This window comes from Bacteroides sp. B1-V-101 (assembly GCF_023656585.1).
GTDB classification, from domain to species: domain Bacteria; phylum Bacteroidota; class Bacteroidia; order Bacteroidales; family Bacteroidaceae; genus Bacteroides; species Bacteroides thetaiotaomicron.
In genome coordinates this window covers 126,356-149,245 of sequence record NZ_JAMOKH010000009.1, presented here as the reverse complement: position 1 = coordinate 149,245, position 22,890 = coordinate 126,356, and the positions used below count along the sequence as shown (strand labels likewise).

Sequence of the window (22,890 nt, the reverse complement as noted above, 5' to 3'; positions counted from 1 at the left end):
CATTTCTAATCTTCCCTATTCACTTGCGGAACTTCTATGCCGCTTGGCCATAGTTCCTCATTTTTTACGTCATATTCTTCTTTACTATTGAAATCTTTCCAATAACGAACAATGTGTGCATCGTTATGATATTTGGAGTAATCCTTGATATCATTGCCGCTTCCTTCATTGAATTTCCAGTAAGCAGCGAGGTGTGCTTCATTTTCCGGATCTTCAATGTCGTACATGTTTTTCCATATTTCCTGTTGTGTACGTGCTACATCCCAGATACGTGCCTCACAGACATTACCGTTAAGTTGTCGGTCGATAAGCCAGCGGTCATTATAAGAACGTCCTATGTAGAAAAGCCAGTCACCGTCGCTTGCACCGGGAAAACTTTCCTGTTTGCGGTTGGCAAGTTTTATTTCAGAGAACTCGCTGTTGCCATAGTTAGTGCTTCGACTTTGTTCTTTTCCATTGACGTAGAAAATAATTGTTTTGGTGGCAATGTCGTACGTTAGTGCGAGATGGTACCATTCATTTTCTTTCAGTAATTTGGCTTTGTTGGCTTCGGGGAACTTTCCTGCCGGAGTCTGTATCTGCAACTGTTGGCGTGGGAAGCCTGCATCGCCTGCCCGGAAACAGAAATATTGCTCGATGCCCATCAGACTGGAAATGTCTGTATTGGCTTCGTCGAAATTGGTTATACGGGTGATTATTTCAAAGGTGACAGCCTTCAAATTGTTCAGATGAGCAGCATTGCCGGCAGGCTCTGTTCCCCATTTGGGTACATAGAATCCGGGAACTTCGACGTAGCAATAGCGTAAGTCAACAGCGGTAGTGATGGCGCTGGAGCGTTTCACTATATACCAGTAGGTGGTTGAGCCATCCAATAGGCCTACACCTTGTGCGGAGTTAAGAGACACTGGGCAGAGATATGCTTTATCAATCTCCAATTCTGTCAGGTTTTCGAAATAAATATGTAACGGAGCAGAATTGATTTTGCCTGCGCGTATTGTCATTTCGTTGCTCTCCAATCGGTAATGTTTGGTCGGCAATATATCATAGCTGGTATTGTTTCGTGAGTTGTAGGCTTCTACTTGTGAAGGGTCAACTGTTACGTTGACTGTAACATCAGTACCGGCAGGATATGCCAGCCGGGCTGTGAAGCTCTTTTCGCGCTGAATAATCGTTTTGTTGAATGTCATAGTCTCCGATGTTTTGCTTTCGGCTACACTTAAATAGACACCGTTGTCGAAGGGGGCGCTTTTACTATAATCGGCATTGTCGCAAGCAGTGACAGCAAGTAACAACATGAAAATTGCGAATTGTATTTTTTGCTTTTTCATCTTAGATTCCTCCTGTGTTTATTTTGAAGGTGAAGGGTTTAAAGTCTGTATGGCACCACGTGTCTCCTTATAGGTGATGTTAGCATGCGAATAATCTGCAGCGACATTCTGTATCATTAAGCCGCCGATAGGCCCGCAGTCTATTACCTGTATGGCGAAAAAAGGCACTTGTGAGACAAGCCCGTCATTATTGTCCGTAGTCATTAGCTCCGGATCGCCGGTAATGAGCAGCTTGTCCGAGGGAATACCTGCATAATAGATAGCTTCATTAATCAGAAGACGTAACTGGCTGGCATTTTTAGAGGACGTAGTATTGAGTACGTAGCGGGTGAATACATCCCGGTTCGCTTCGGGAATAAAAAGTGGATTACTTTCCAGAAAAAAGATTTTTCCATTTTTTGCTAACGGTGTAATTTTGTCAAGCAGTAACTGACGCATCTCGGCTATACTTGCATTGACTGTTGCGTTATTACCAAGTCCGATGTCACCGGTGTAGGAGATTGAGGCTCCGTCAAGCCCATTGTCGTTAATGGCGGATACCATTTGCTCTAAAGCGGGAGCCAGAAGTGTTTTGATTTCTTGTCCCGAACTTTCTGCGTTTTCTTTGATACTGGTCAGATTGAAACTAAAAAGAACCTTTGTTGCAAAATTAGTCTGCAATACAGGAATGTCTTCCAGATCGGCTGAATTAAGTGTTGCCGCATTTTCCAGAATGACGGCATCAATGCTATCCGGCATCGAACGAAGAAAGTCTTTTTCTCCGTCTCCGCTATGTCCATTGTCGAAGCGTACACATACGGCATAGTGTTTGCGACTTTTATAGTTGCGAACAGCTTGTGTGTAGCGGGCATATAGTTCAGGGTTCTGACCATCGGGGGTAGTTACTCCGTAATCCACCTGTTCCGTTTCGGTCCAATCGTCACACGATGTCCACAGACAGCCTGCACCAATCGTGAGAGTAACGACAGTTAGGAAACTGAATATAAGGTTTTTATTTTTCATATTATCTTAGTTTTTAAAGATTCTTACTTGTTTGCTTTACGATCCCACCACACATGAGTGCCACCGGTATCTCCTCCCTGATTATTACTACTTTCCTTTATCAATACATTAATGGCATTGTTAAGGTGGAAAGAATTCTGGGTGTATTCTTCGTTGGGATACATGAGTCGGCGCATGCCGGCTTCGGTACTGACATTGCGGCCTTTGTTCACGACAACAGGCAATAATTTGGGATATCCGGTACGCCTGTGTTCACTCCATGATTCAATGCCGTTGGGGAAAAGTGCAATCCACTTTTGGGTAATGATACGTTCCAGATTCTCTTCGAATGCCTGTTCTCCCATTTCATTCCATTTTACTGTAATGTTGGCGGGGCTACCTGTGCTATACGAACCTAGCGGATCAGTATAGCCACTTGGAGAAGCTATTGAATTCAGGTAGTCTTTCGCTCCGCTGGCTCCATGTTCTTCGAAAGAAAGCTTAACCCCTGTTTCGTAGAAATCTTTGGCTTCACCGCCCATATTCCATTTGCGTAATGCTCCTTCAGCTCGCAGGAATGCTACTTCGGAGGCAGTCATCCATACATAAGGATCGCTGGCGGTCATCAAACGATTGGAGTACGATGTTATCATGTCGTCATCAGAAAATGGTGAATTTATGCCGATACGCATGCCGTAATAACCTTCCTGATCGTTATTCTTCACCTTGGTAAAATATTTATCCCGACGTGGGTCTGCATAACCATTCATGTAACAGATAATATCGGCTCCTATACGATAGTCTTTCCAATCGTTGAAGCAGAGTGCGGAACGATTTTCTGCTACATGGAATAAGGCATTGTCGTCGTTCTTTTCGATCACTCCTGCCGCTACGGCTTTCTCGGCAATGCTTTGAGCTTCGGTAGCCATATCGGTGTAGCATAGGCGCATAGCCATGCGTAGTTGTAGTGAATGGAGAAAAAGTCGCCATTGCTGCAGTTTTCCGTAGTAGACATCATCCAGCTTTTCAAATCCGCTATTGCCTTCTGTCATGTTGTCTTCAAGTGCCTGATCGGCTTCTTCAAGTTCTTGAAACATACGCATGTAGACATCTTTCTGTGAATCGTAAGCCGCATTCAGTCCGTCGCTTTCAGAACCTTCTCCGGATACTAACACTTTGCTATAGGGGATAGGGCCGTAAATGTCCGTTACGCGTTGCATGATAGTTACTCGTAGCAGTTTGGCTAATGCAAGGGCTACAGGGGCATCTTCATGTTGTAAGACTGCATAATATTTAGGATATGTTTCTGATATAACATCTGTAAATGGTGCCTTCAACCAGTCGGTTTTAGGATTATAGGTAGAGTATTTCTCCAGCCATCCGGTACGTGTTTCACCGAAATATCCTGCATAAGAACCACCACACATGGCTTCCATGAATTGGTAAAGATGCTCTTGTGCAGGTATTACTAAGCCTTGCAGGCCTCTGATAGTGGAGCCGAGGTCGTAGTTTTCACGGCCGATTTCTTCGCTGTCCACTTCGTATTTATTACGGTTCATGTCCGTATCCATGCAACTTCCCAAAGGCAGAAGCAGGAAGGCTGAATATACTGCTATCAGCATATATCGCAGGTTTTTCATAAATTTCATGGTTTTAGAAGTTAAACTTAACATTAAACCCGATGTTGCGGGTGCTCGGCATCATGAAGTAATCTATCCCTTGATAATAGTTGCTGGTAGTAGCGACTGATTCGGGATCGAAAGGTGCTTTGCAATAAATCATCCAGAGATTACGCCCTACCAAAGACACGTTGATATCACATATGTTTTTCAACCAACGGCGGGGAATAGTATATCCGATATGTGCTTCTTGCAGGCGAATATTAGTCGCGCTGTAAGTATAGTATTGCGGGAGTCCGCTGGAACTGCCAATTGTTTCGTACCATTGCTGGGCATTGATCATAGTGCGTCCGTTGATAACTACACCGCCTGCGTCGCGGGCTTTTGCACTGGCTTCAGATACTCCGTATTGGTCGAGAGCTGCTTGCGTAGCAGAATAAACGATACCTCCCAACCGGCAGGAAAGCAAGAAGCCGGCAGAAACACCTTTGTATGTGAACTCATTACTGAAAGCAAAGTTGGCTTTAGGTAACACGCTTCCCAATTTGATCGGTTCTACGTTGGCATCTTTGGCCAAAGCACCATTGGCGTCCATCTCAATATAACCTTTGTCATTACGTACAAGGTCAGCTTTAGAGTAGAGATCGCCCAAAGTTCCGCCTTCTTTCAAGATGAAACGTGAATAGCCCAGACCGTTCATCTCAAGTTCGGGTATATTGAGGATTTTACCAGTTTCGGGATGGTGAAAATCTTTTACCAGTTCTATGATCTTGTTTTTATTCCATGAGAAAGTAAAGTTGCTATTCCAGCCAAATTCATTCCAGCGGTGTCCATAACTTAACATTCCTTCCATACCCATATTACGTACATAACCTGTCTGTACGTAGAATTTAGAATACCCGAAAGAGGCGGATATTTTGGGGTCGAAGGTTTGGTTATAAGTATTGGCATAGTAGAATGAAGCACTTAGGCGAAGGTCTTTGAAGAAAGTGGCGTCTAAGCCGACTTCCCATGAATCCGTACGTTCCGGATAAAGCTTACCGATAGGATAATGCGTTTTTGGCAGCCATCCTAATATAGTGGTATCATATTTATAAGTTGGGATAGTCAGGAATCGGGGGTAGGGCATACCTACAGAACTGAATGATCCACGCACTTTCAAATAATCAATCCATTCGGGGAGTTTGACCATTTCGCTGATCACGCCGGAAAGTCCGACGGAGGGATAGAAGAAAGAGGTTTGTGACGAACCCAGTAATTGTGAAGCCCAGTCGTTACGTCCTGTTAAAGTAAGATAGAGCATACTTTTCCATCCCACTTCCGCACTTGCAAATATGGATTGGGTCATTTCTTCCCATCCTTCTTGTGTGGCGCGTTTCTTTGTGTTATCAAGGTCGAATACGTTGAATACATTAGGTATTCCTTTTTCCTGTATCGGACCGTTGTAGCCTAGCATATCATAGCTGTTGTCGCTTAATGATGTACCAATATTGGCTACGATAGTGAAGTCGCCCACTCTCTTGTTAATATTTACAAGAAAGTCAGCGTACGTCTGGCTGTTTCCACTCTTTTCTATGCCGTAGTATCCTTGTTCGCTACCTTCGGTAAGTGTAGTGATGGTACTTGCATAGTATTTTTGTTCATACGTGTTGTTTGAATTATCTATGCGGATGCGTCCTGATAAACTCAACCAGTCGAGCACGTCGTAAGTTAATCCGGCAGAGAGCATATAACGTTTTTTACTGTTTTCACGTAGATTACGATAGGCTATCCAATAAGGATTCTGCATGCGGAGATCACCTTCGCCCGATGGCCAGAACTGTTCGTTGATTTTGCGAGCTTCGTTGTAGCGTTCAAAGACCTTGACTGTAGAGAAATTATCACCACGCGGGTAAAGGTAAGCAGGAACTAAAGGATTGGAATACTGTCCCTGATTAGTCATATTACGGTCGTTTTGCAGGATGTAGCTGGCTCCTACGTCTAGCTTCATCTTGTCATTGAGGAAACTTGTAGTGTTGCGGAAAGTAAAATTATATCTGTTATACCTATTGTTGGGAATCATTCCGTCGGAGTTCAGCGCAGCGGCAGAGAAGAAAGTCTGGTTCTTTTCCGTACCGGTGGATAAAGTGACTGAATTGTTGTAAACAGCTCCTGTTTTTAGAAAGTCGTTGGGGGTGTAGCCAGGACTGTTTCCCATTTTCGGTCCCCAGCTCCATACGGTGGAACCGTCAGATTTACCGTTACTTCCTGTCCCGTAACGGTTTTGAAATTCGGGCATTACGAATGGTTTCAACCAGTCGATGCCGGTAGAAACACTGGCCTGTAATTTCCCTATTTTCCCTTTTTTTGTAGTGACAATAATAGCGCCATTCGCAGCATTGCTGCCATAAAGGGCGGCTGCGGCTGCTCCCGTAAGAACGGACAGACTTTCGATGTCATCCGGATTGAGGTCGGCAATGCTTTCCGTCTCTCCTTTTGAACCAAATTCTGTGCTGCCACCACCTCCGAAGTTATACATAGGTATACCGTCGATTACATAAAGTGCATTATTACTCTTTTCGATGGATTTTGTACCGCGCATCACTACTTTGCTGGCACCGCCGACACCGGAAGAACTGCTATTGATAATGACACCCGCTACCTTACCACTCAAGCTGTTCACAAAGTTAGCGTCTTTGATTGTAGTCAATTGATCGCTCTTGACTTGTTGTACATTGTAACTTAACGCTTTTTGTTCGCGTTTGATACCTAAAGCGGTGACTACCACTTCGTTCAGCTGTTTAGTATCACTTGCCAATCTTATTTCGTAGATATTCTTATCTGTTATTTTTACAGTTTGAGGTGTATATCCCACGTAAGTGAAGCTTAATGTGCTGCCTTGAGGAGCCATTATATTGAAATTACCATCAATGTCGGTGATTGCACCTTCAGAGCTTCCTTCTACTTTAATATTCACTCCGATCAGTGGCTCATTATTTTCATCGATTACTATTCCACTTACTTTTTTTGTAGGAGTTTCTTTAAGTTTCTTGTCGGGAATAATCATGATATACTTATCTTTGAACTGATAAGTAAATCCACTTCCCCGAAGGATTTGCGAAAGGGCATATTCAAGTGTCGCTGCTTTTAGGTCAAGATTTAAAACAGGCTTGTTTTTCAGTTGCGAATCATTGTATCCGACAGAATAATCGGATTGTTTTTCTATTTCCTTAAGTGCCTCGATAACAGATATATTTTTCTTCTGAATCGTGATCTTGGCACTATTTTGTGCAAAGGAGGGTGTTTGCATCATCAACAAACAGAAAAAAAGTAAAAAACTTCTTTCCTTTGCGGTTTGATCTACTATAAATTCATAAATTTGTAGCATTTTCTTAGTATTAGGTTATTAACTAAATTATTTCACGGTAATTGAATAGAGTAAAACTCTAATATTGAGAATCTTGATTTCATATCCGGGATAGAGTTAGGGCTCCGTTCCGGATACTTTTTTGCATGAATCTTTAGTGGTTAAAAAGGTTATTATATTGTTGTTTTTTTACTGTTTTTCTTTTGGGATGATACCCATTACTTTGGGATTAAGTAGCAGCGGTCTCCTTTTATCTTATAGTTCATTTGGCCTACCACATTTACTATCACATCCATAACCTCAGATAGTGGTGCCTGGTCTTTAAACCGGAAACTATATCTGTCGTCTTTCAGCGTTTTGAGCTGATACTCGAATGTATAAGGATATTTACGTTCAAGGATTGTGATGATATCTTTGACGGACATTTCTCTGAACACAAGTTCTCCACGTTGCCAGGCGGTAACTTCTTTCATATCCGGATGGTCCAGGCTATGGTAATGAGTATTTTTGTTATAAGCCAGCTGCTCATTCGGTTTTAGAATCACCTGCGATTTTAAATCATTGTATTCTACCAATACGCTTCCTGAAATCAATGTGGCTGCCAACACCGAATTTTCCGGATAAGCCGAAATGTTGAACTCCGTACCCAACGCCGTCACCTGAAAATCATTGGACTTGACGATGAACGGATGTTTCTTATCCGGTTTAACTTTAAAGTTAGCTTCACCGATCAAAAAGACACTACGATCTTTCCCGGTAAAGTTTTGTGGATATAAAAGTGTACTTTGTGAGTTCAGCTGTACCTGAGTTCCATCGGGTAAAGTGAGAGTCCTTATTTCAGCAGTTGGAATGTATTGCTGAATAAGAGTTTCTTGTATTTCTTTGCCGATGGTAGAAAGGTAAACAGAAGAAGCCGCTACTAAAAAGAAAACCGCAGCGGCAGCCTGCCATATATGAATCGGTCGGATTGTTCTTTTTCGTTGTATGGGAGGTATTCCGGCATTCTTTTTCAAAAGTTCATAAGCCTCCTGCATGTCGGTTGCAGTTCTCTGTTTATGAGCCTCATTCCATAATTTTTGTAATGCTTCGTCTTTTTCGGAAGTATGCTCTTCATCTACCAGCCACTTGTAGAAATCTTGCTGGGTTGATTCCGGATAGTCGTTTCCGGTGAATAATGTTATTATTTTCTGAAAGTAATTCTTCATATTGAGGTATTAATGTTATAACTGTTATATTAATACTTCAATTAACTAAGGCAGCTTACTTAAGGGAACAGCAAAAAAAATGCAAAAAAGATGATTTTTTTCATTTCAAGCAGAGTTAAGTAGATGTGATGTTCCACTGTTCGTTTCGAAATATTTAGTTTCTCGGCTATCTCAAGATTGCTCATATGCTTGAAACGACTCATTTCGAAAATCATTCTGCGTTGCTCCGGAAGGCGTTCGAGAACTAATTTGATGATTAGTTGAGCCTCTTTATAATAGATGGGATTGAGTGTATCTTCTGATTGGAAAAGTTCGTCGATGAGAGACTTTTCTATAATTTTCTCCTGATAAGCCAATTCTACTTTTTTGTGTTTGATAAAATTGAGAGTTGTACTTTTAGTAAGGGTATAGATATAAGGAGTCGGATTAGGAACTTCCGTCCATAATTCAGGCTTAGTCCATAGTTTTGTGAAAACATCTTGGGTAATATCCTTTGCGTCTTCTTCGGATTTAAGCAGCATTAGGGCGAAATATTTCACTACCGAATAATATTTCGTGAATATTGTTTCGAATTGTTGCGCTAAAAGTCTTTCGTCTTGGTTTGGGGTCATCGGGTTAACAGATTATTGAAATCGAAAGACAAATGTAAACAAATTAAATTAAGATACGAAGAAAAAAGGAATAGTTTATAAAAAAGAAAAAAGATAGTGACACCATCCGGTCCGGATAGTGTCACTATATGAGTGGGATGCTGACACTATCGCAACAGGATAGTGTTACTATCTTAAAGTTAGTTTTTACCAGTTTCTTTTTACTGTACGGTAGCCATAACCGATGATTACCAGGAAGCAAATGAACGGCAAAATGAATGATACATTGACAGCAGGCATGGAAGCTATCTCTTTCATGTCAATAATACTTGCTTGCAAGGGAGGAAGTATGGAACCTCCCAAAATGGCCATAATCAGACCGGCTGCTCCGAACTTGGCATCGTCTCCCATACCTTTCAGTGCAATTCCGTAAATGGTAGGGAACATCAAAGACATACAGGCAGAAACCGCTACCAGACAATATAGTCCGAAGATATTCTGAAGGAAGATCGTTCCTAATGTGAAAATGCCTCCGAAGATGGCAAGGATCATGAGCAACTTTCCTGCATTGAGATAGCGCAGAATGAAAGTACAGATAAAGCGGCTGATACAGAAAATAACCATCGCTACGATGTTGTATTGCTGGGACAGTACTTCCGCACTTTTTTCATCCATGCCATATTCCGGCGACATAAACAGGCGTGTACCATACTGAATGATAAAGGTCCAGCACATAATCTGAACACCCACATAGAAGAATTGTGCAATTACACCTTCCCGATAGCGTGTCTGGGTGAAAATACGTTTTAGCGTAGGAAAGAAATCTATTTTGTGATTCTGATCTCCATTCTTGGGCATTTTTACAAATCGTATCAGAAGCAGCATCGCCAGAATAACGAGTCCGATAATGAGATAAGGAGCTATCAGCACGGCAAGATCGCTTTCCTTGATGGCCTGAAACTCACTGTCGTTCAGTAAAGCGCGTTCATCAGTGCCCATCGGGTGCAGTTTAGCCTGAATAAATTGCATCGCTACGTACATTCCGAGCAGCGATCCCATCGGATTGAAAGACTGGGCAAGGTTCAGACGTCTTGTAGCTGTCTCTTCCGTTCCCATAGAAAGTATATAGGGGTTGCAACTGGTTTCCAGGAAGGAGAGTCCACAGGTCAGAATAAAGTAAGCGATCAGAAACGGGTAATACTCTCCTGTCATCTTGGCGGGAAAGAATAAGAAGGCTCCGAAAGCATACAGGCCGAGTCCTAACAATACTCCGGCTTTATAGGAGAATTTGCGGATGAACATGGCGGCAGGGAAAGCCATGGCAAAATATCCACCGTAGAAGGCTACCTGAACCAGTGCCCCGTCGGTAGCGCTCATCCGGAAAATTTTGGAGAATGCCTTTACCATCGGGTTGGTAATATCGTTCGCAAATCCCCACAGTGCAAAGCAGGAGGTAATAAGTATGAATGGAATAAGATAGCTGACGCCATCCTTTGAGATAATAGACTGCTTAGTGTGTTTCATGGTAATTTCTTGTTATTTTAGGTATTATATAAATGGAACATTCTCTCCATGGGGATCCATTTCTCAGCGGAACTCATTCCCGGAGCGGCTTGCTGGAGGATGGACATGTATTCTTCCCATTCTTGTTGCCGGGGGAGAGTGTTCAGACGTGCCATGGCTGTGTCCCAGTCAAAGTCGACGGGTGTTTCGACGATCATGAACAGACGGGTACCGAGAATGTAGATTTCCATCTCAAGGATACCTACTTCACGGATTCCTGCAAGGATTTCGGGCCATACTTCTGCCTGACTGTGTCTTTTCCGATACTCAGCTATTAACTCCGGTGAATCCCGTAGATCAAGAGTCTGGCAATATCGCTTGACAGGGACGTTGTAGGTTTTTACTTGATAGCCAGTTTGAGGTGTTTCCATATCTTTCTTATTTTTCAGGGTAATATACTTGTGGTGTAACACTGTGGCTTACTACTTCTCTGATTTCCCGGAGGCTGGATATTTCTCCTTTCGCCATTGCCTGAGTCAGGATATTCCCCATTGCTGTGGCTTCTACCGGTCCGGCATAAACAGGGATGCCGAGTGCGTTGGCAGTAAGTTGGTTGAGCAGTTTATTTTGTGAGCCTCCTCCGATAATGTTTAGCCGGTGAATCGGAGAGGGGAGACAACGATTGAGCTGTGCTACCGCCTCGCGATATTTGAAGGCCAGTGACTGTAGTACGCATTTGACCATTTCTGCCTTGTTTCCGGGAACTTTAAGTGAATGATTCCGGCAGTAGTTCAGAAGGGCTGTTTCCATATTTTCGGGGTTCATGAACTCTGCATCGTCCACAGGAATAATCGTGTCAATTTCTGCGTCCGCAGCTTGCGGAAGAATCGTATCATAACTTTGTTCTTCGCCACGTAGCTTCCATTCGCTCATCAAGCGTTGCAGAATCCACAGTCCGGTAATGTTTTGCAAGAATCGGATGTGACCGCCTACGCCTCCTTCATTGGTAAATTGAGCCAGTCTCGCTTCTTCCGTCAATATGGGTTCATCCACTTCGACTCCCAACAATGACCAGGTGCCGGAACTGAGAAAGGCTACTTGACCTTTGGTTGCCGGAACGGCAGCAACGGCACTGGCTGTGTCATGCGAGCCGACAGCAATAATGTCGACAGGACCTAATCCTGTTTCACGGCCTATCTCTTCTTTAAGTGTTCCTCTGACAGTTCCCGGCAGAATAATTTCTCCGAATAAGTGTTCGGGGAGTCCCAAAGCACGGATGGTATCCATCGACCAGTTTCGTTGGCGTGCATCGAGCAGTTCGGAGGTGGAAGCTATGCAATATTCATTATTGGCTACTCCCGTCAGGTAATAGCTGAAGAGGTCGGGCATAAAGAGAAGTCGCTGTGCAACTTCTAGCAGTACGTCCTGATTCTGTTGCATGCTGTAAAGCTGAAACAGCGTATTGATAGGCATTACTTGTATGCCTGTGCAGGCGTAATGCTTTTGTGCATCCAGTATTTGAAATACCTTGTCCGGCATTCCGTCTGTTCGGGCATCCCGATAGCAGACGGGGTTGCCCAGTAGATTTCCTTTTTTGTCAATCAGGCCGAAGTCTACTCCCCAGGTATCTATGCCGATTCCTTTGACATGATATCCCTTTTGTGCAGCAAGTTTCAGTCCGGTTTTCATATCTTCGAACAGGGCGGGAAAGTCCCAGTAAACATGATTCCCGAGTTTAACCTGCCGGTTGGTAAAGCGGTGTATTTCTTCTAATTCCAGCTTTCCCTGGAGAAGGGAGCCGGCGATGACCCGACCGCTTCCTCCTCCAAAGTCTACTGCCAAATATGTGTTTCTTGTGGTATCTTTCATGGTATTCCCGGATACTTATTTGGTTTTCTTTCCTAATACGTATATTTCCAGGTCTTCTATTTCTTCCGGTGTCAGTACGGAGTAATCGCCGCCGGACTGAACAATGATGCGGCAAGCCATTTCGAAGAAGGTAGCCCGTTCGTAAACTTGGTCGAAGTCTTTTCCGCATACTACTTGTCCGTGATTGGTCAGTAAGACGGAATTATGCTTCAGCATTGCTTCTACTACCGCTTTGGCCAATTCGGGAGATCCCGGCCGATAGTAAGGAATTACGGGAATTTCCGACCCGACATGACAAGGTATTTCTGCCGTTACGTTGAAATTTGTCGGTTTGTTTTTCATGCAAGAGATGGCAGTGGCATATTCCGACTGGAAATGGAGTACTACATTTACATCCGGCCGTTCGCGGAGAACGCCAAGATGGAATGTGCTTTCCATAGATGGTTTTACGCCATTCGTCGGTGTACCGCTGGCTATATTACAGATAGAAACTTTTTCTTTGGCAAGGGTAGGGACCCATGAACCTGTACCCGAAATCAGTGCTTCTTCTCCGATTCTCCAGGAAAGATTACCGCTGCTGCAAAGCATTAATTTTGCGTCTCCGTAGCGGTGTGCCTGTGCCAGAAACAGTTCGATGTGTTCGTCAGTTATCATAGTGTTTTTATTTAAGCCGTCATATAGTGGAAGCTTGTGTTTGAAGACTGCTTCCACTATGATACGGCAAAGTTAAATTATTAAATCAAATAGGACGAAAGATTCTTGTTTATTTATAGATAGGACCGTAAGTTGTACAAGCTCTGTAATCTGCTCCTTCTTTGTCCATACCGAATGCGTTCCATGCAGCCGGACGGAAAATTTCGTTTTCATCTACATTGTGCATGCAAACAGGGATACGAAGCATAGAGGCAAGCGTAATCAGGTCTTGTCCGATGTGACCGTAGCTGATGGCTCCGTGGTTAGCGCCCCAGTTGTTCATCACAGAATATACATCCTTGAAAGCGGATTTATCACACAGACGAGGAACGAACCACGTAGTCGGCCATGTCGGGTCGGTACGCATATTCAGTTTCTGATGGATTTCCGGATCAATCTCAACGGTCCATCCTTCTGCGATTTGCAGGACAGGGCCCAAGCCTTTGATCAGGTTCAGACGCATCATAGTAACAGGCATTCCACCTTTTGAAAGAAAGTTGGACGAGAAGCCGCCGCCACGGAAGTAATCGCGGTCTGCCGGATACCAGGTCGTTGCTTTGAGGCAGTTTTCTACGTCTGCATCAGTCAGATTCCATGGTTCTTTCATGACAGGATTTCCTTCTGCGTCTAATGACTGGCCGGAACCGTCGAGTGTTGTTGCACCGGAGTTGATCAGGTGGATGATACCGTTGGCTGCCAAGCCGGTCAGTTCTTTACCGGTTACACGTTTCACGGCTTCAGGGCTCCAATACGTACGTACATCAGAGAATATTTGTGCACGATTGGTCAGCAAGTGTCCGAACAGCATTGCTACACCGTTACAAGCATCGTTTTCGGTAGCCACTACGAATGCTTCACGAATACCGTTCCAGTCGAAAGAAGTGTTGAGCAATGCTTCCGGATAGTCACCGTTAGGATAAAAGTCTGTCCATTGGCGTTGTCCCTGGAAGCCGGCAGCGATAGCATTGTGTCCCAAAGCTTCTTCCTTGAATCCCATTTCTTTCAGTTTCGGGTTTCCGGTCATCAGGTCACGCATGATGATCATCATCTTCACGACAAATTCCCAGTCAGCATCTTTTTGTTCGCGCTTTTTGCGTTTCTCCGGGCGGTTCTTGAAGTCTTCTCCTTCATTTACTTTGCAGTATTTTTCAGTCCATGCCATTGCTTTGGCATATTCTTCGTGGTCATAGATACCTTCTTCCATGCGGCGGATGATTTCCGTCAGGTCAATTGACTCATTGCGCATTCCCAGATATTCCTGGAAGAAGTCGGGGTTGACAATAGAGCCGGCGATACCCATTGATACACTACCCATTGACAAATAAGATTTGCCTCTCATCGTTGCTACTGCCTGTGCGGCACGTGCAAAACGAAGAATTTTTTCCGCTACGTCTTCAGGAATTGTATTATCGTCAAGGTCTTGTACGTCGCGTCCGTAGATACCGAATGCAGGGAGTCCTTTTTGTGCATGACCTGCCAATACGGCTGCAAGGTATACTGCTCCCGGACGCTCGGTTCCGTTGAAGCCCCAGACAGCTTTCGGGTAATGAGGATTCATATCCATTGTCTCCGCACCATAGCACCAGCAGGAGGTAACAGTGATAGTGGACCCAACGCCTTCTCTTTCGAATTTCTCTGCGCAAGCAGCGCTTTCGGCTACACGTCCGATAGTATTGTCTGCAATAACACATTCTACAGGACTTCCGTCACCGTTCTTCAGGTTGCTGCTGATTAACTCGGCTACTGCTTTGGCAAGATTCATTGTCTTTTCTTCAAGGCTTTCACGAACGCCGCCCTGGCGACCGTCGATAGTGGGACGAATCCCGATTTTCGGATACTTTTTCATGGTTTCTAAATTTTTATTTGGTGATTGAATTCTGTGCTGAACTGTGCTGTCAATACGGCAAAAAAATTACAGGGACTTTCGGAGTCTTACTTCAGTAGGCAGGTACTTTTGTATCGGGACATTATTCAGGACAAAGTTTGCCGCTTCATTTCCCATCATCTCCCAATCAATACTCAATGAAGTAATTCCTTCGTCGATCACTTCGTAGGAAGGAATATCATTGTATGCCAACAGACCGAAATCTCTTCCGCATTTTAGTCCTTCCAGTCTTCCTTGTTTCACAACCTTCACTACATCTTGTTGCTTGATGGCTATGTAGACTACTCCTTTGCGTACGGTCAGATTCTCGATATCTTCCTGAATTTCGTATAAAAATCCTTGTTCCTCACAAAAACGGGTAAAATACTCTTTACTGCTTTGGGGATGCTTCAGATTTTTAGAGAATAACAGAACAAGTTGTGGGTAGTGCCGTAGTTTCTCCTTCAGCATGAGTAATGCCTGATAGAAAGCTTCATCAAAATCCTGACAGATATAAGAATACTTTTCTTTCTCGAATTTACCGAAGTCAAGAAGCAATAATTTTGTTGGATGAATCTTATTGAGAACCATACTGAATTTCTCATTATCGAAATTCATCACTATGTATTTATTATATTTTCCGACAGATTCGCGGATAATGGTATTGAAAAGCCGTTCATTATATTGATGAAACAGCAAGTCTACTTTGTAATTAATAGGCAGATGTTTGACGAAACTATTGTAAAGGGCTTCTTTAAAAGGAGTGTACTGGTCGAGCAGGAGCAGGACATTGGTCACCTGACTGGTTACATAATATCCTTTTCCCGGAGTGGAATCGATCAGTCCCCGTTCGCGCAAATCAAGAAAGGCCTTGAAAACGGTATCGCGTGATACTCCATATTCTGCACTTAACTGATTGATGGAAGGCAAAGAATCTCCTTCACGAAATTTTTTCATGGAAATCGCCTGGCTTAATGTATCCGCTAATTGCGTAACCTTGCTGGACTGTTGACCGAATGTTTTCTTTTTATCAGTTCGTCTCATACTGTTATAAGATAAATGACTGTGCTGAGCTATGCTGTTGCAAAGAAAAGAAATTTATTCAGAAGTAGAGAACTATTTTAATATGTTCTATAGCAGGAAATAAAAAAATCCCCTTCGGCGAACCGAAGAGGATTTATAGCTTTTTCCAAATGTCTTGTTAGGAACCTGCCGAAATTTATTCAGCAGCAGCTTCTGTTGCAGCAGCTTCTTCAGCCGGAGCTTCAGTTGCTTCTTCTGCAGGTGCTTCAGCAGCAGCTTTTTCAGCAGCTTCAGCAGCTTTCTTTTCAGCGAGTGCTTTTGCTTTCACTTCGTTGATCTTCTTTTCTGCTTCCAGACGTGCTTTAGCTTCAGCTTTCTTTTCTTCGTCTTGTTTAGCTTTCAAAGCAGCCAGACCTGACTGTTTGTTGTTCTTCCAAGCTTCGAATTTAGCTTCTGCTTCTGCTTCTCCGAATGCGCCTTTTGCAACACCGCCAAGAAGATGTTTCTTCATGTAAACACCTTCACGAGAAAGGATATTACGTACAGTGTCACTTGGTTGTGCACCTTTCAGTACCCATGCCAATGCAGCGTCGAAATTCAAATCTACTGTAGCAGGATTGGTGTTCGGGTTGTAAGTACCAATCTTCTCAATAAATTTACCATCACGTGGTGCTCTGCTGTCTGCAATTACAATTGAATAAAACGCGTAACTTTTACGTCCGTGTCTTTGCAATCTGATTCTAGTTGCCATTTTTAATAATTGTTTTTAATTAATGATTTGAATTATGCTACTAACTCGTAATAGCGGGCGCAAAGATACAGCTTTTCTTTTGATTGACAAATATTTCCTTTCTTTTTCTTATGAATACCTCCTCGGATATCGGAACAGGATAGCGAGCAGGGCACAGATCCCCATCGTAAACGGATAATAGAGATTGCCGATGATACTGATAGGAGAGATGTTGGCTAACCCTGCAGCAATCAGCATTTGTGCTCCATAGGGTATGATGCCTTGTATCAGACAGGAGAATGTATCCAGAATACTGGCTGTTTTTCTCCGGTCGAGATGGAATCTCTTTGCAATATCCTTTGCAATAGGTCCTGTGGTGATGATGGCAATCGTATTGTTGGCAGTGCATAGGTTGGCGATACTTACCAGAGCGGCGATGCTCAGTTCCGCACCACGCTTGCTGTTGACATGACGGGTCAGTTTTTTGATGATGAAATTGATACCTCCGTTATAACGGATTGTTTCGAGCATACCGCCTGCCAGTAATGTGATAATGATCAATTCACCCATGCCTGTGATACCCGTACCCATTGCCCCAAACCAATCGAATACGCCAAAACTTCCGGTAGCTATGCCGATGATACCGCTGGTCAGGATACCAATTATTAATACCAACATCACGTTCATTCCGGCAATGGCTGTTCCCAGTACTATTATATAAGGTATGACTTTTATCCATTCAATAGTCTGTACTTGTGCGGGCGCAGTGATGGATAGTCCTTGAAAAATGTAGATTCCCAGTACGATAATCGCTGCCGGAACCACAATCATAGAATTTACCCGAAACTTATCACGCATCACGCATTCCTGAGTTTTGGTTGAGGCAATGGTCGTATCGGATATAAACGACAGGTTATCTCCAAAGAAAGAACCTCCGACAACGACTGCTACCATAAACGGAAGGGCGATTTCTGTCTTTTCGGCCAGGCCGACAGCAACGGGAGTAAGGGCTACAATTGTCCCTACGCTGGTTCCGATGGATAATGATATAAAACAGGCGGCAATGAATATCCCGGCCAATAGCAGATTATCAGGGAGGATATGCAGTGTCAGATTGACGGTTGCATCAATAGCTCCCATCTGCTTGGCGCTTTGTGCGAAAGCTCCGGCAAGGATGAATATCCATATCATCAGAAGGATATTCTTGTTGGCGGCTCCTACGGAGAACTGGTAGATACGCTGGTCGAGCTTCAATCCTCGCGTAATGGCAATTGCGTAACAGGAAGACACGAGGAAAGCCACAGTGATGGGTACTTTATAAAAGTCATTAACAAGAATGGAAGTTACCAGATAAAGGCAGAGAAAGACGAGTAACGGACTCAATGCCCACCAGCTGCCATGACGTTCTTTATGTATTTTTTCTTCAGTCATAAATTGATATTGTGGTATATATTCGAACTGCAAAGATAGTAAGGAAACACATAAGTCATAGCAATACAATACGTTTTTGCATGATATCTGTCAGTTGCGCCTTCAACTGACGGGCATTGATAGGTTTCGGCATATACCCGTCAAAACCACTTTCCATCACCCGTTGCTCGTCTGAAGCATATGCAAAAGCCGTAATGGCGATAATCGGTACTTTGGCAGAGTACTTGCGGATTTCTTTGGTTGCTTCATATCCATCCAGGACAGGCATATTGATATCCATTAATATAATTTGTGGATTATGCTCCTTGAACATGTTTACAGCTTCCTGACCATCCCAGGCATGAAGCAGATGATAATCATATTTTAGAATAGATTCGAACAACTTATAATTGCTTTCATTATCTTCAGCAATCAAAATTACCAGCTTATCCTTTTCTATGGCAATAGGTTGTATGTCCTTTGGAAGGCTCTTCTTAACAGTCTCTGCTTGCTTGTAAGGCAAAGTGAACCAGAATGTAGAGCCGTTTCCTTCTTCTGATTCTACCCCGATTTTACCTCCCATGTGTTCGACAAGTGTCTGGCAGATTGAGAGTCCTAAACCCGTACCTTGTGCAAATGAATTTAATTTGACGAAACGTCCAAAAATACTTTTTTGCTTATCTTGAGGAATGCCGCAACCTGTATCAGCCACATAGAAATATAATTCATTGTTCTGACGTTTGTATCCAAATCGGATACTACCTTGAATGGTGAATTTTATGGCATTCGTCACCAGGTTAATAATTAACTGAGATAACCTGTTCTTTTCTATATGTGCGAAACATGGTTCTTCAGGAGCTACGAATTCCAGTTTGACAGCATCCGACTTAAGTTTCAGTTGACACATGTTTTCCAGGTCTTTCATTAAATCATTGATTTCAACATTGGAATAGTGCAGGTCCAATGTTCCTGCTTCTATTTTTGATAAATCAAGGATATCACTGATGAGCTGCAATAATAACGTATTATTGTTTTCAATGATACTGACATATTCTTGTTTTTCCTCTTCTTCTTCGGTGGATGCCAATATACCGGAGAAACCGACGATAGCATTTAGAGGAGTACGAATTTCATGACTCATGTTGGCAAGGAAAGCAGACTTCAGCCGATTGGACTCTTCGGCACGGTTTTTGGCATTAATCAGTTCCATCTCCATTTTTTTTCGTTCAGTGATAACGAGTGAGGAGCCAACAAGAGTCAATGGGTTGCCATTTCCGTCCCGCGTTTCAACGGCTGCTTGGGCTTCCACCCATTCTATCCTATGAAATCCTTTTTGTGTGCTGACTACGCGATATTCTTCTTTTACTTTTTCCGAATGACCGTCTATTAAGTTCTGATAAGCTTGTTCTACCCGTTTCCGGTCTTCCTTAAATATCTTGGAAAAATAGTGATAGTCGGGTACTGCCAGTTGTTCTTCGGCAACGTCTTTTCCTTGTGTGCTAAGTTCTATCGGTTTGTTGATGTCGCATAAAATTGTTTTACTTCGCAAATCCCATTTCCATGGCACGATATTAGCTACGTCAAGTGACATGGCGAGTTTGTTGTTGATAGTGCTTAGCTTTTGTTGTGCCTTATGGAGCTCTGTGCTGTTCAGGCAAAATACATCAATCATATTATTTTGCCGGTTTGCTTTAAGTACTATATCGTAGAAGGTATCTATTTTTTTGAAATAGTAGGGGAATGTTATTACTTTATTTTCTGATAAGGCTATTTGAGTGAAGTGCAGGAAGTCCGGCATTGATTCCGGAAATATTTCACTCGCTTTTTTCCCGACAACTTCTTCTTTGCGGAAAAAGTTTTTCTCAAAATGCGCATTCACATTGCGGTAAATCAGTTCTACGGGAATGCCATTTTTATCAGCAAGCACTTCTTCCTGCATATAGAGAATGGGCATGTTATTAACCAGATTCTTATAATTTGTCATTGCGTCAATTTCTTTTTGCTGTGCTTTTTTGATGCTATTCAGGCTATGGATACGATAAAAGAATACGATTGCCAGTAATATCATAAAAGACAAGGTACCCATAATGAAATATTTGTTCTGTTTCCAGAATCCAAGCGGTTTATTCAGAAAATGTGTGTTTGGAGGACACATGGAAGGAGAGAATCCTTTACGGAGTAATATCGTATAGTTGATAATAGGTGCGCCATCTGATGGCATATAAAAGGGAATTTCTCTAGCCGGCTTTCCTGTAAGTATTTCTGAAATGGTATGAATTAATTGCTGGTTATAGTGTTTTTGGTCATAAGTATAACCACCTATCATGCCACCGTTTTCTTCTGTTATATCAGCCATATTAAGGGTGAAAATTGGAGCTGTAGTTGTTACGATAAGTTTGTGAGCATTGGTGACTAATGAAGTATTACCTGCAAATGTCGTTTTGTAGAACCAGGAAGCAAATAAAATTCCGGTTGTATTCGGATCAACATGATACAATGAATCCAATAATTGGTTCGTTGTCATTTTTTGTGGCGTGATGTACTGGTATTCAATATTAGGATTTATGGCTTTTAACTTTGTCTGTATTTCCAAATTATTGGTCTGATTGATTTCTCGCTCGTCACCGATAAATATGAATTTCTTCATATCAGGGATTATGTGAGAAATCAGTTGGATATTTTCCCGTAAATAAAGGTTTGAATATAAAAGTACCAGATTGTAGGGATCGGCAAGTTGGGAGATCGGAACACGCTCCGCTTGTGTAACTGGCTGTTTGTAGATGTAGGTGTCTTTAGGACCTATAAACTTTTCTTCCGAACAGAGTACAATAGGAATGTCTCCCCAAAGCTCTCTATATTCATCACGTAGTAATAGAGAAGGGTTTCCCAATAATATTAGCAGCCGTGGGCGATGATGCTCGTATTTCTGAGAGATCATATTCTTGAATTCTCCTAAAATCGTATCGTTATCGATCATTAAAGTATTCATATGTTCCGCATATAATGCCAGTTTTGGGTTCTTTTGAACGTACTCCGATACGGTTGAAATCATCCTGTTACTCCAAGGAGAAGATTCTGCATAGGAATTGATGCATAAAATATAGTTTGAAATATCTATGTGGTCTCTTTGTGCTAAAATAGGAGTAATAGATATGAAACATAGAAAAAATGCTAGCACATATTTTTTCATATTCATGAGAGTATGATGTTTGTGTTCGATATATTATTTATTGATTTGATACGGGCAAAAGTACTAAAAACAATCTGAAAAACGATGGCATCCAATTAAAAAATAATAAAGTAGATGTATTGTTCAAGGAATTTCGAATCCGACCTTATGCGGATGTGTAAACCAAAAATATGTAGGTGTACGAAAAAGGATACACTTGTTTTTATCAATAATTGGCCTATTGTTGTCTGTTTTTATTAATGAATGAAGCTGCAATATTTGCTTGTTAAAAGCAGAATGCGTAAATTGTTGATTATGAATGTTGTATGGGCGACTGTTTTTTCCTTTAAAACCAACGGCTCGTTGGTTTTAAAGGAAGGACCCGTTGCACACCGAGGAACGGGCCGTTGGTTTTAAAGGAAAGAATGAGTTTATTATTCAATTGTATGAACAATTCTTTTTGTGTGTGGATTTATTCCTTTCTATACTTTCCGGCATTATTTCAATGCTTCTATGACTTTCGGCAACATTGTCCAGATCGTATTCTCATCTTGTGCAGTAAAGAAGTTGCCATCTATCTCAGATTTTTCATCCGTGGCAATTCCGTTTTGAATGGCAGGTTTGGCCAGCGGATGGACAGCGACTTTTTTACCTTTTGTTATACCTGTAAAGTCAAACATCATTGCACCGGCACAGTGTCCGATCATCATCTTTCCTTTTTCTCCGAAAGTCTTGATGACTTCCATCAAGTCCACATTGTATGGCTGGTTTGCATACTGCTGGAATACAGGTACTGCATCTCCACAGGAGAATACAAGTGCATCAAATTCGTCTTCATGCCCTTTTAGATTAGCAATCACATCATCTACTATTAGGACCATTCCTGAATTGGTTTTGATCTCTTTCGTATCCGATACGGCAAATACTTTATAGGAAATGCCATTTTCGAAAAAGGCTTCCAAGTATTGGAATAAACCACAACCATTTACCGGATTCACTGCTAAAACTGCTACTTTCTTTGCCATAATCATAATTATTTAAATGAAACAATAGTTATTTTTAGTAAGTTTATTACTTTTGTGATGCAAATGTATCTACCTTAATTGAAAAATACAAGAACGAACCTTAGAATAAGGTAGTTACATGGAAGTAACTATTGTTGAAACTCAGTATAATACAAAACGTTAAAAAGATGAAAAACTTTCACCCGACAGGGAATTGCCCTGTAAGAGATGTCATAAGCCGCTTGGGAGACAAATGGTCGATGCTGGTACTGATAACTTTGAATGCGAATGGTACGATGCGTTTTAGCGATATTCATAAAACGATAGAGGATATTTCACAGCGGATGCTGACTGTTACTCTTCGTACGCTCGAATCTGACGGTTTGATTGAACGGAAAATATATGCGGAAGTACCTCCCCGTGTAGAGTATTATCTAACAGATACAGGAGGAACTTTGATTCCGCATATTGAAGGATTAGTAGGCTGGGCTTTGGAAAATATGGATACGATTCTGGAGCATAGAAAAAGTAACTGACTGGATTATGAATAAAGTAG

Annotated in this window: 17 protein-coding genes; 1 reads left to right on the top strand and 16 read right to left on the bottom strand. The window is 42.3% G+C overall.

Annotated elements, in window-relative coordinates:
* Positions 1 to 5: 5 nt before the first annotated feature.
* From NBH01_RS09345 to NBH01_RS09270, 16 genes are all read right to left on the bottom strand, one after another.
* On the bottom strand, positions 6 to 1,328 hold the full coding sequence (locus NBH01_RS09345) for a DUF1735 and LamG domain-containing protein (protein WP_234141108.1): 1,323 nt from the start codon (positions 1,326 to 1,328) through the stop codon (positions 6 to 8).
* 18 nt (positions 1,329 to 1,346) lie between these two features.
* A complete protein-coding gene (locus NBH01_RS09340; protein WP_225694102.1) occupies positions 1,347 to 2,330 on the bottom strand; it encodes a glycoside hydrolase family 18 in 984 nt (327 codons plus the stop codon).
* 23 nt (positions 2,331 to 2,353) lie between these two features.
* Positions 2,354 to 3,949, bottom strand: a complete 1,596-nt coding sequence (locus NBH01_RS09335) for a RagB/SusD family nutrient uptake outer membrane protein (RefSeq protein WP_250700077.1) — start codon at positions 3,947 to 3,949, stop codon at positions 2,354 to 2,356.
* A 13-nt stretch (positions 3,950 to 3,962) separates the two neighbouring features.
* On the bottom strand, positions 3,963 to 7,295 hold the full coding sequence (locus tag NBH01_RS09330) for a TonB-dependent receptor (RefSeq protein ID WP_234141109.1): 3,333 nt from the start codon (positions 7,293 to 7,295) through the stop codon (positions 3,963 to 3,965).
* Between the two features lie 197 nt (positions 7,296 to 7,492).
* Entirely contained in the window at positions 7,493 to 8,479 is a 987-nt protein-coding gene (locus tag NBH01_RS09325; RefSeq protein ID WP_225679131.1) for a FecR family protein, read from the bottom strand.
* Positions 8,480 to 8,538: 59 nt separating this feature from the next.
* Complete coding sequence (locus tag NBH01_RS09320) at positions 8,539 to 9,090, bottom strand: RNA polymerase sigma-70 factor (RefSeq protein WP_008764987.1); 552 nt, start codon at positions 9,088 to 9,090, stop codon at positions 8,539 to 8,541.
* Between the two features lie 186 nt (positions 9,091 to 9,276).
* Complete coding sequence (gene fucP / locus NBH01_RS09315) at positions 9,277 to 10,593, bottom strand: L-fucose:H+ symporter permease (RefSeq protein WP_055218472.1); 1,317 nt, start codon at positions 10,591 to 10,593, stop codon at positions 9,277 to 9,279.
* A 17-nt stretch (positions 10,594 to 10,610) separates the two neighbouring features.
* Positions 10,611 to 11,003, bottom strand: coding sequence for an L-rhamnose mutarotase (locus tag NBH01_RS09310; protein ID WP_008764989.1), 393 nt, complete (start codon positions 11,001 to 11,003; stop codon positions 10,611 to 10,613).
* Positions 11,004 to 11,010: 7 nt separating this feature from the next.
* The gene (locus tag NBH01_RS09305; protein WP_225679129.1) at positions 11,011 to 12,441 is read right to left on the bottom strand and encodes a rhamnulokinase; all 1,431 of its coding nucleotides are present in this window, start codon (positions 12,439 to 12,441) and stop codon (positions 11,011 to 11,013) included.
* Between the two features lie 15 nt (positions 12,442 to 12,456).
* Positions 12,457 to 13,095, bottom strand: coding sequence for a class II aldolase/adducin family protein (locus NBH01_RS09300; RefSeq protein ID WP_008763022.1), 639 nt, complete (start codon positions 13,093 to 13,095; stop codon positions 12,457 to 12,459).
* A 109-nt stretch (positions 13,096 to 13,204) separates the two neighbouring features.
* Entirely contained in the window at positions 13,205 to 14,980 is a 1,776-nt protein-coding gene (gene fucI / locus NBH01_RS09295) for an L-fucose isomerase (RefSeq protein WP_117977352.1), read from the bottom strand.
* Between the two features lie 66 nt (positions 14,981 to 15,046).
* Positions 15,047 to 16,042 carry a GntR family transcriptional regulator gene (locus NBH01_RS09290; protein ID WP_055300181.1) on the bottom strand — a complete coding sequence of 332 codons (996 nt, stop codon included), beginning with the start codon at positions 16,040 to 16,042 and terminating at the stop codon, positions 15,047 to 15,049.
* Positions 16,043 to 16,217: 175 nt separating this feature from the next.
* Positions 16,218 to 16,772, bottom strand: a complete 555-nt coding sequence (locus NBH01_RS09285; RefSeq protein ID WP_008763025.1) for a 30S ribosomal protein S16 — start codon at positions 16,770 to 16,772, stop codon at positions 16,218 to 16,220.
* A 108-nt stretch (positions 16,773 to 16,880) separates the two neighbouring features.
* Positions 16,881 to 18,182, bottom strand: coding sequence for a Na+/H+ antiporter NhaC family protein (locus NBH01_RS09280; protein WP_132059889.1), 1,302 nt, complete (start codon positions 18,180 to 18,182; stop codon positions 16,881 to 16,883).
* Positions 18,183 to 18,237: 55 nt separating this feature from the next.
* The gene (locus NBH01_RS09275) at positions 18,238 to 21,357 is read right to left on the bottom strand and encodes an ATP-binding protein (protein WP_225694104.1); all 3,120 of its coding nucleotides are present in this window, start codon (positions 21,355 to 21,357) and stop codon (positions 18,238 to 18,240) included.
* Between the two features lie 470 nt (positions 21,358 to 21,827).
* Positions 21,828 to 22,355 (bottom strand): DJ-1/PfpI family protein, encoded by a 528-nt coding sequence (locus NBH01_RS09270; protein ID WP_008765001.1) that lies wholly within the window; start codon positions 22,353 to 22,355, stop codon positions 21,828 to 21,830.
* A 167-nt stretch (positions 22,356 to 22,522) separates the two neighbouring features.
* Between NBH01_RS09270 and NBH01_RS09265 the strand changes: the two genes are divergently transcribed.
* Complete coding sequence (locus NBH01_RS09265) at positions 22,523 to 22,870, top strand: winged helix-turn-helix transcriptional regulator (RefSeq protein ID WP_008763033.1); 348 nt, start codon at positions 22,523 to 22,525, stop codon at positions 22,868 to 22,870.
* Positions 22,871 to 22,890: the final 20 nt, after the last annotated feature.